We start from the raw sequence: 8,678 nt of genomic DNA on the forward strand, positions 1-8,678 counted from the left end.
TCGCGAGTGTATCCATGAAAGAAGCCCGCCGCGGTGAGGCGGCGGGCTCTATCCCCATGACTAATCCGGTAACGCGTGCGGTGTGGAGCTCACCGCCCGGCCCGTATTAGGCAAGCCTTAGCTTAGTAAAAAAGTTGGAGGGGCGTCAAGAGTAAACTGCAATCCCATGACCACACTCCCCCTCGGTGCCCGCAGGCGGACACGAGGCGTGTGCGAAGACGACTGGTCCGCGCGCCCCACCGCCGAACGACCCTGGCCGGTTATTTTGATCCACGGAACCTGCGACAGCAAAGGCGTCTGGCAAGTCCTCGCAGACATGCTCCGCACCGCTGGCTGGGCCACCTTCGCCCCTGACTACGGGACCCGCGCCACCGCTCCCCTGCAGGAATCCGCCCGGCAGCTCGACGCCTACATCAATGCCGTCCTTGCCGTCACCGGCGCGGAAAAGGTGATCCTCGTGGGGCATTCACAAGGTGGGCTATTGGCTCGCTATTGGATGCGCATGCACGATAGCGCGGAGTCTGTACGGCACGTCGTCTGCATCAGCGCCCCCAACCACGGAACGACCCAGGGCGGAATTGCCAGCCCCCTCTTCCGTGGCGAGCGCCAGGAGGAGGTCGTGCGCACGCTTATCGACGGCTGGTTTGGCCCCGCCGGCATGCAGCAAGTAGTCGGCAGCGAGGTCGTGGAGGCAACGAACCGCGGCAGTGAGGTCGAACCCGGTGTGAGCTATACGTGCATCGCCACGCGCTCCGATGCCGTCGTGGTTCCACCCAATACCTGCTTCCTCAACGGCCCTCAGGTGCGCAACATTTACATCCAAGACATCGAGCGCCGCGCGATAATCCGCCACGAGGATATGCCCTTGGACAAGCGGGTATGCCACGTGGTGCTCGAAGAGCTAGAGCAGCTTTAGAGTTCTAGCTCATCCAGGATCGCGTCGAAAGCCGGGCCCACCTGGGTGCGCCACAGGGTGTCGACGCGATCGTCGGCGCGTCCCGGCCCTCCATTGATGGTGGCCACGCGCTTGCCCTGTTTCTTGGCCTCTAGGACGAACCGAAAGCCGCTCATGACCGCCAGCGAAGAACCGGCAACGAGCACCGAGTCCGCCGCGTTGACCATCGCATAGGCGGCGTCCTTTTTGTAAGTAGGCACTGGCTCACCGAAATAGACCACGTCTGGCTTCAGGCGCTGCGAGCCGCACTGCACGCAGCCGGGCATGACGAATTCTTCCACTGCTTCCTCGCTGAGGGCGACGTCACCGTCGGGGTTGACGTCGTCCTTGTTGACTGCCCAGCGTTGGAGGTACGTCGGGTTGGCTGTGGCCGCGCGGGTGTCGTACTCCGCGCGTGCTTCTTCGTACCCGCAGCTCAAGCACACGACGTGTTGCATGTCCCCATGCAGGGCGATGAGGTTGCGCTGCCCAGCTTCCTCGTGCAGGCCATCAACGTTCTGCGTGACAACGCCCGTGAGAAGCCCGGCGCGCTCGAGCTCGACCAAGGCGTAGTGCGTGCGGTTGGGGTGTGCGGCCTGCATGACCCGCCAGCCCACAAAGGCGCGGGCCCAATAGCGGTGCGAGGCCTGCGGGTCGTGCAGGAACTCCTGGTAGGTCATGGGGCGGTGCCGGCTGAGGGAGCCATTCGGGCCGCGATAATCCGGCACGCCTGATTCTGTGGATACACCTGCTCCCGTGAGGACCATGACGTTGCCGCGGCGCAGTTGCTCGGTGACGGCGTTCAACGCTTGTTGTGGAGGCGTCGGGGTCGCAATCTCGGTGACGACACGAGAAATCGAGCGCAGCGCAGACTGATGGGCGTGGGCAACAGCGGGATCCATGGTGCCCCAGCTTACGGAAGTGCCTCCTCATAAAGGTGATCCGAGTCGAGCTCGCCGTGCCGCGAACAGCGCGCGTTCCAACCATCCGGGCGCACCTGCACCACCATGCGGCGCCCGCACAGCTGGCAATAGCGCGGGACGTCCAGGCCGGCCGCGGCTGCCGGGTGCAGGGTGAATTCTTCACTTAGTGGCTTCCCAGTGTTGGGGTGGAACAGCGGCTCCTCGCCGGCGAGTACGGCAGCGGCCAGCTCCGTCGAGCTGTTCATCAGAGGGCCTTGATAGGCAGGTCGATGCGGCCGAGCATGTCGACGTCCTTCTCGATCTGCTTGCCCAGCGTGGTCAGGTAGTTGCCGGCGATGATGGCGTTGATGCCGCCGAGGAGACCCTTTTCGGTGCCGTCGTCACCGAGGGAGAGCTCGCGGCCGCCTGCAAAACGGAGGGTCACGGACGGCATGGCCAGGCGGAAGGCGGCCACGGCGCGCAGCGCCTCACCGAGCGGGACCAGCGGGTAGTCCGCGAATGGTGTGCCCGGGCGCGGGTCAAGGAAGTTCATCGGCACCTCGCAGGGCTCAATCTGGGCCAGCTGGTAAGCGAACTCGGCGCGGTCTTCTAGTGATTCGCCCATTCCGATAATGCCGCCGGAGCAGACTTCCATGCCGACTGCACGGACGTTCTCGAGGGTCTCTTTGCGCTCCTCCCAGGTATGCGTGGTGACCACGTTGGGAAAGAAAGACTTGGAGGTCTCCAGGTTGTGGTTGTAGCGCTGGGCGCCCATGTCCTTGAGGCGCTGGGCTTGCTCGCGGGTCAGGGTTCCGAGCGAGAGGGAGATCTCGATGTCCACTTCGTCGAGGATGGCCGGGATGGCTTCCGCAACCTGGGAGAGCAGGTTCTCATCTGGGGCTTTGACCGCAGCCACGATGCAGAACTCCGTCGCACCCGTCTTGGCGGTCTTCTTGGCGGCCTCCACCAGCTCCGGGATGTTGAGGCGCGCGGCGCGTACGGGAGAATCAAACAGGCCCGACTGTGAGCAGAAGTGGCAATCCTCCGGGCAGCCGCCGGTCTTAATGGAGATGATGCCTTCCACGGACACGTCCGGACCACACCACTTGAGGCGGGTCTTGTGGGCGATGTCCGCGATCTCTTCCAGCTGCTCATCCGGGATCTGGAGAACCTGCAGGAGTTCTTCTTCGTTGAGGCCGATGCCCTGCTCCAGGGCCTTCTCGCGTGCGATGTCTACGATGCTCATGCCGGAAACCTTACTTGAACACCGTTCAAGTTGTGGTAAATCTGCCGGTTTTATGTAGTCCGGGCTACCCTTTAGGCCATGGATTCCACGCTCTACGACGACACCCTCGCACTGCTTCAGCAGCTCATTCGCAATGCCTGCGTGAATGACCTCACGCCTGACTCCGGCCACGAGGTCCGCAATGCCGACACGTTGGAGCGGTTTTTCGCAGGCACCCCGGTGGAGATTCAACGCTATGAATCACACCCAGGCCGCGTCACCATCGTGGTGACCGTTCCGGGTGACTCGGACAAGGAGCCGCTCACGCTCATGGGCCACACCGACGTCGTGCCCGTCGACGAGCCCAAGTGGACCAAACCGCCCTTCGACGCCGTCATCGAAGATGGCAAGCTCTACGGCCGCGGCGCGGTGGACATGCTCTTTATTACGGCGACGATGGCGGCGGTGACTCGCGATGTGGCTCAGCGCGGCAACCCCGGCGGCACCCTGGCCTTTGTCGGCATGGCCGACGAGGAGGCACGTGGTGGTTTGGGCTCCATCTGGATGGATAAGCACCACCCGGAGGCCTACTCAGTGCGCAACTGCCTCTCGGAAACCGGCGGCAGCCACCTGCCCGGCGCGCTCGGCTTCAACGTCGGAGAGAAAGGCGCGGGCCAGCGCCGCCTGCACGTGCATGGCGATGCCGGCCATGGCTCCACGCCGTTTGGGAAGGACTTTGCCATCGTCAAGATTGGTGAAGTTGCCCGCCGCATCGCCGCCGCCGAGCCACCCGTGGCCACGGATGAGGTGTGGCAGGGATTCGTCAAGACCTTCCGCTTCGACCCCGCAACGGAGGCAGCGCTTCTCGACGGCTCCGCTACCGCCACCGACTATGAAAAGTTCGGTAATTTGTCTGCCTACGCCCACGCCTTCTCGCACACAACGATTGCCCAAACTGTCCTGCGCGCGGGTGGCGCCATCAACGTGCTGCCTTCCCACGCCTACCTGGAGATGGATATCCGCCCCTTCCCTGGCCAGACCCAGGAGGAGCTCGACGAGTTCCTGCGTGAGGCCCTCGGCGATATGGCCGACGAAGTAGAGATCGAGCACCTTATTACGGAGGACGCCACACAGTCCTCGACTGATACTGAGCTGTGGCGCTGCATCGAGGAGACCGCTCACGAATTTTTTCCGGATAAGGAAGTACTGCCGGTGCTGGCGACGGGTGGTTCCGACCTGCGCGTGGCTCGTCGCCGCGGCGGCAACGCCTATGGCTTCGCGCTGCATGCGGAGGATCGGGATATGGCCAGCGCAAACTCGCAGCTGCACAGCCACGATGAGCACCTCTACCTGGAAGACTTGGATTTGACTGTGAAGGCGTATTTTTCGCTGGTAAATCGTTTCTTAGGAAGCGAGCACTAACGCAAACGTGTAAAAGCTGTGGCACAATGTGGCGCATGAGAAATAAGCTTGTCCTCTGCTCCGTTGCTGCCGCCATCGGCCTGTCCGCCCCTACCGCATCCGCCGACATGGTGGATGACTACCTGGCCAAGGTCCCGGCCGGCCAGATTTCCTGTGAGCAGGCCACCAAGTACTACACCAATCCGTCTGACTACAACAGCAAGAAGTCCCAGGCGCTGGCTGCTGCCAACTTCCACCCGCGCGGTCCCGAGATCCGCGATGCCGTCGCCCGCGCCGACGAGGCCATCGCTCGCTGCGGCCTGAACGGTGGCGGTGGCAACACTGCTAACAATGGTGGTGCCCCAGCTAATAACACCGCCCCAGCGAACAACACTGCCCCTGCTAACAACGGTGGTGGCGCCCCGGCCAATAACGGCAATAACGCCCCAGCAAACAACGCTTTTCCGACCTTCCCGGTGACCATCGGCAACTTCACCTTCAACGTCCCGGACATTCTGGCGTACCTCAAGACCCTCGTCGAGGGCACCCCGCTGGCCCAGCTTTTGCCGTAGAAGACTAGCGGAAATACGTCCCCGCGTGCAGCGCACAGCCCGTATTGAAGGCCTGCCCGCACGCGGGGCATTTATATGCTGAGTATTCGGCGTAGGTCATTGTTCGGCCGCAGGCCCCGCACATGACGCAGAGCTCGTCCTTCGGCATGGGCCCGAAGTCATGGTCTGTCAGCTCCGCATGACACAGCGAACACGCGAACCATCCGCCGCAGGTGTGGCACTTGTTCGCAATGACGTCAACAAGCGTGTGCCAGTGACGGCACCGACCCCCCGCGTCGATGGCTCCCTGGATGTGTGTCACTAACGCGTGAGCCCCCACAGAATCTGCTCGTGCACGCGCGGGTCGTGGGGCAGATTTCCATGTTCGACTGGGGCCGATTCCACGTTGACCACGTCCGCGCCCGGAACAGCGCTGAGCTCCGAGGTCTGATTCGGTGTCACCGTATTGTCCGCCGGCGAGTAGATGGACGTGTAGGTGACACCAGGCGCGGTATCCGGAAGCTGGTTGAGATTCTCCATAAAATCCGAGCCCTCCAACTGCTCGATGCCAGCGCTGGTGCCGAGGAAATCAACCACATCGGGCGCGATCTTTGCGGCCGTCTTGAGGGGCGTTGCCCGCCCGCCCCACGTCGTCCCGTGGAAGTTCGCACCGATGGTGACCACGCGGTTCACTTCATCCGCTGAGCCGTAGAGTTGTGTGAAGGTCTTGGTGTGCAGGCCGCCTTGGGAGAAACCGACGAGGTTTACTTTGTTTGCTCCGGTGACCTCACGGATGTGTTCAATATGCCCGGCGATCTCGCGCCCGGAAGAATCTAGATCCGCAATCCCCTTCATGTAGTCGTAGGCATTTTGGTACGCAATGTCCTCGGCGCCATAGTCGAAGGCCCACACGCACATCCCTTGGTCCTTGAGCTTCGGGATGAGATCGTTCCACTCGGCCGAGTTTGCCGAAGTCCCGTGCAATAAAACAACGGGTTCGGTGACGGAGCCCGTGGGCTTACAGTCAGGATCATTGATGCCGAGATCCTGCGCGGCGGAGGTCTCCATGGTCTGGGCATGAGCCGGAACGGGGGCGGCAGTGCCGAGGAGGATTGCAAGGAAAGCGCGCTGTAAAAAGCCGTTTTTCATGAGGCACTAGCTTATCCGCCGAGCCTGGCCAGCTACTGTGTGATTCCTGTGCGCAACTAGGGTACCCGTCACTACCATAGAGGTAGATAAACAAAGGACCTGAAATGAAGCGACTTCTCTGTCTTGCCTCTGCGCTCTTTGTGCTCGGCGGCTGTTCCTCTCTCGACGTTGAATCCACCCCTGCGAGTGAGACGTCGTCAAGCACCAGCGTTACTGAAGACGCCCCACACCCCACCCTTCCCACTGCCGAGGAAAGCGCCGAAGATATCGGCGTGGATCAACCGCAAGAAGAAGTCATCGGCTTCACCGAGGCGCCCGGTGCGGCGCAACCTACTCCGATGGAGAAAACCATCGAGTCCTGCGGTGATGTCTCGCTACACGAAACCGGAACGACATTCTTCAGCGATGGAACCTCTGGCTGGGCACAGCAGTGCGCCGACGAAATGATGGCTGCGAATCCTCCAGTTCAAGAAGCCGCCGCGGTGTATGAAGCACCCGCCGTACAGCAGAACTACGTTCACCCCGGCGCATATTGCAACGGCGGAAGCGGGGTATCAAAGAGAGGTGTCCCGATGACGTGCGCCCCGGCATCGGACGGCAGGATGCGCTGGCAAAGCGCGTAACCTCATTCCGGCAGTTGAGGGCCTTTACCCTTCTTCCACAACGCAAAGGCGATGCCTCTGCGGATCAGTGCTGAAAGCCCCACGGGTAGGCAGCACAGGAAGGGCAAAGCGATGAGCATCTGCCCGATCCAGCCGAAGAGACCAACCGCCCCGATAACGACAAAAACGGCATCCAGGCGGAAATCTGTAATGACCTTCCGCTGCATGGGCAGGGAAACAAGGTAGGCAATTCCCAGAAACACGAGTGCGGGAAGAAGCACAAAGACTGCAAGGAAACCACTCTCAGCATCAGTTCCTTGCGTATCGACGAAAAAGAGGGCCACCAGCAGCCCAACAAGCACGAACTCCACAAATGGTAACCGCAGCACAGGGAAATCTATAAGCCGCGGTGGCTGGGTGGAAGCGGGGCCGAACATACCGACAGTCTAGGCAAAACCCTTTCCCCGTCGTCTTTACCGAAGTACTTAAGCCTTACGGAGTGTGAACTCTACGACGTCGACCTCGTCATCCTCAGCTAATCCGGGATAGTGAGTATCGAGCGCTTCGTGGAGCTCAGCAAGAGAACCAAAGCCATCTCTTCGGGCCTGTTCCTCCGTCAAGGACCTCCGCTGGGTAGAGACGACAGAAGTGACTTCTGCGGGAATGGCGACAACCTCTCCGGATTCTTTCTCGAAGACAATCTGGGCGCTTCCTTCGTGGAAGGGGTCATCCACCCGAATTGTTTGTTGTTTTTCTCCGCTTCGAATTGATTTCTCGTAGCCTTCCCACATATAGATGCGTTGCTCTTTGTCCATGTCACGCCAGTTATATGCGAACGGTAAGAGCTCTTCCACGGTGAGTGCTTCAAGTCCATTGCTTCCGCGCACGATGCACCGGATAGACGGATCAGTATCAAATAGCACTTGGCGGCATTTTCCACAGGGCGAAAGCACCTGGCCAGTCGGGCCGTGGACGGCGACTACCGCTCGGATAGGATCCTCGGGATGACTAGCAGCGTGGTTAGCTAAGGCCGAGATTTCACCACAGGGGCCACCGAGAAAATGGTATGCGTTCAAACCGAGCACGTGTTTGCCGGATTCAGTCAGGAGGGCTGCGGCTACGGTGTGATCTTCCCCGTCGTGGAAGCGCTGCGCATGGGTCGTGGCTACGGTCAGTAATTCTCGGAGTTCATTAGTAATCACCCTTCAAAGGTAGCTGTTACTGCCACAACTCCTAAGCCCAAGGGATCACAAATCTGTCGCTGTCATTCACGGTAAATAAGGGCGAAAACTTCGAATTTCTGGCCGCTATCATTCCCCGAAGATATCAATAACCCCGGCGATTCCCACACTGGGCGCGCATTGTCTATTCTCCTGCTTAGGCATTCATTCTTGTCATAAATGGCTTTTCATGACATCAGTTGGCTGCGTTCTCTGCCCTCAGGGTGTGTTAGCGTTATTCCCGTAAGATCCTGATGCGCGAAACGCACAGTCTCAGTAGGAAGTCTGAGCGATAGCACTAACCAGTGCTATCCGTCGCTTTAACTCTTGTTCTCATGAGAGTTAAAGAATCCGGCGTCGTCAGGTCCGCTTTAGCGTACCTGGAGACAATTATGCCTGCTCAATTCACCCTTTATCATGATGGACAATTTTGGTGCGGAGTCTACGAGACTTCCAGCAACAACCAACTACGCGCCGTCCGAGTAGTTTTCGGCCCAGAACCTAATAATGCCGAACTCTATAAGTGGCTACTCGTCAATGGTTCTTCCCTAGTAAAACGCGCCCATCGCTCCGTACCTATACCTGGCACTATTGAAGAGCCACAACGAGGAAATCCCAAACGCCTACAGCGGAAAATCAATAAGGAGCAACGTAAGACTTTGGGGTTGCCCGCAAATTGTGGACACGTAGCGGA

Annotated in this window: 12 protein-coding genes; 5 read left to right on the forward strand and 7 right to left on the reverse strand. The window is 60.1% G+C overall.

The annotated features are described in order from the left end of the window. The first annotated feature begins 166 nt into the window (after nt 1-166). Nucleotides 167-916: an esterase/lipase family protein gene (locus tag HMPREF2967_RS06795; RefSeq protein ID WP_070685714.1), complete on the forward strand. Its 750-nt coding sequence runs from the start codon at nt 167-169 to the stop codon at nt 914-916. Here the strand turns inward: HMPREF2967_RS06795 and HMPREF2967_RS06800 are convergent. From HMPREF2967_RS06800 to bioB, 3 genes are read right to left on the reverse strand one after another with little or no spacing between them, the layout of a single operon-like run. After that, nucleotides 913-1,836, reverse strand: coding sequence for a Sir2 family NAD-dependent protein deacetylase (locus HMPREF2967_RS06800; RefSeq protein WP_070685717.1), 924 nt, complete (start codon nt 1,834-1,836; stop codon nt 913-915). The two genes, HMPREF2967_RS06795 and HMPREF2967_RS06800, sit on opposite strands and share 4 nt — an antisense overlap. 11 nt (nt 1,837-1,847) lie before the next feature. Then, entirely contained in the window at nt 1,848-2,102 is a 255-nt protein-coding gene (locus HMPREF2967_RS06805; RefSeq protein WP_070685720.1) for a biotin synthase auxiliary protein BsaP, read from the reverse strand. After that, nucleotides 2,102-3,082, reverse strand: coding sequence for a biotin synthase BioB (gene bioB / locus HMPREF2967_RS06810; protein ID WP_070520377.1), 981 nt, complete (start codon nt 3,080-3,082; stop codon nt 2,102-2,104). Before bioB ends, HMPREF2967_RS06805 begins: the two co-directional genes overlap by 1 nt. A gap of 78 nt (nt 3,083-3,160) precedes the next feature. Here bioB and HMPREF2967_RS06815 point away from each other — a divergent pair, with 78 nt between their 5' ends. Both HMPREF2967_RS06815 and HMPREF2967_RS06820 read left to right on the forward strand, forming a co-directional pair. After that, complete coding sequence (locus HMPREF2967_RS06815) at nt 3,161-4,483, forward strand: M20/M25/M40 family metallo-hydrolase (protein ID WP_070685722.1); 1,323 nt, start codon at nt 3,161-3,163, stop codon at nt 4,481-4,483. 35 nt (nt 4,484-4,518) lie between these two features. Further along, nucleotides 4,519-5,034 carry a hypothetical protein gene (locus tag HMPREF2967_RS06820; RefSeq protein ID WP_232770718.1) on the forward strand — a complete coding sequence of 172 codons (516 nt, stop codon included), beginning with the start codon at nt 4,519-4,521 and terminating at the stop codon, nt 5,032-5,034. Between the two features lie 4 nt (nt 5,035-5,038). Here HMPREF2967_RS06820 and HMPREF2967_RS12820 read toward each other — a convergent pair whose 3' ends face one another. After that, entirely contained in the window at nt 5,039-5,335 is a 297-nt protein-coding gene (locus tag HMPREF2967_RS12820; RefSeq protein ID WP_083312594.1) for a CHY zinc finger protein, read from the reverse strand. Continuing rightward, the gene (locus tag HMPREF2967_RS06825) at nt 5,335-6,162 is read right to left on the reverse strand and encodes an esterase/lipase family protein (protein ID WP_070520387.1); all 828 of its coding nucleotides are present in this window, start codon (nt 6,160-6,162) and stop codon (nt 5,335-5,337) included. The genes HMPREF2967_RS12820 and HMPREF2967_RS06825 overlap by 1 nt, the downstream gene beginning before the upstream one ends. A 104-nt stretch (nt 6,163-6,266) precedes the next feature. Here HMPREF2967_RS06825 and HMPREF2967_RS06830 point away from each other — a divergent pair, with 104 nt between their 5' ends. Next, entirely contained in the window at nt 6,267-6,785 is a 519-nt protein-coding gene (locus tag HMPREF2967_RS06830; protein ID WP_070685728.1) for a hypothetical protein, read from the forward strand. A 2-nt stretch (nt 6,786-6,787) separates the two neighbouring features. On the opposite strand, the gene HMPREF2967_RS06835 is transcribed toward HMPREF2967_RS06830, so the two are convergent. Both HMPREF2967_RS06835 and HMPREF2967_RS06840 read right to left on the reverse strand, forming a co-directional pair. Beyond that, nucleotides 6,788-7,201: a hypothetical protein gene (locus HMPREF2967_RS06835; protein ID WP_070596258.1), complete on the reverse strand. Its 414-nt coding sequence runs from the start codon at nt 7,199-7,201 to the stop codon at nt 6,788-6,790. A gap of 48 nt (nt 7,202-7,249) precedes the next feature. Continuing rightward, on the reverse strand, nt 7,250-7,966 hold the full coding sequence (locus HMPREF2967_RS06840; RefSeq protein WP_070685730.1) for an ASCH domain-containing protein: 717 nt from the start codon (nt 7,964-7,966) through the stop codon (nt 7,250-7,252). Between the two features lie 353 nt (nt 7,967-8,319). Here HMPREF2967_RS06840 and HMPREF2967_RS12825 point away from each other — a divergent pair. Continuing rightward, nucleotides 8,320-8,678, forward strand: a 359-nt coding sequence (locus tag HMPREF2967_RS12825; protein ID WP_083312596.1) for a YjdF family protein, incomplete at its 3' end; no start/stop codon positions are given.

Source organism: Corynebacterium sp. HMSC059E07 (assembly GCF_001814395.1).
GTDB lineage: Bacteria > Actinomycetota > Actinomycetes > Mycobacteriales > Mycobacteriaceae > Corynebacterium > Corynebacterium hesseae.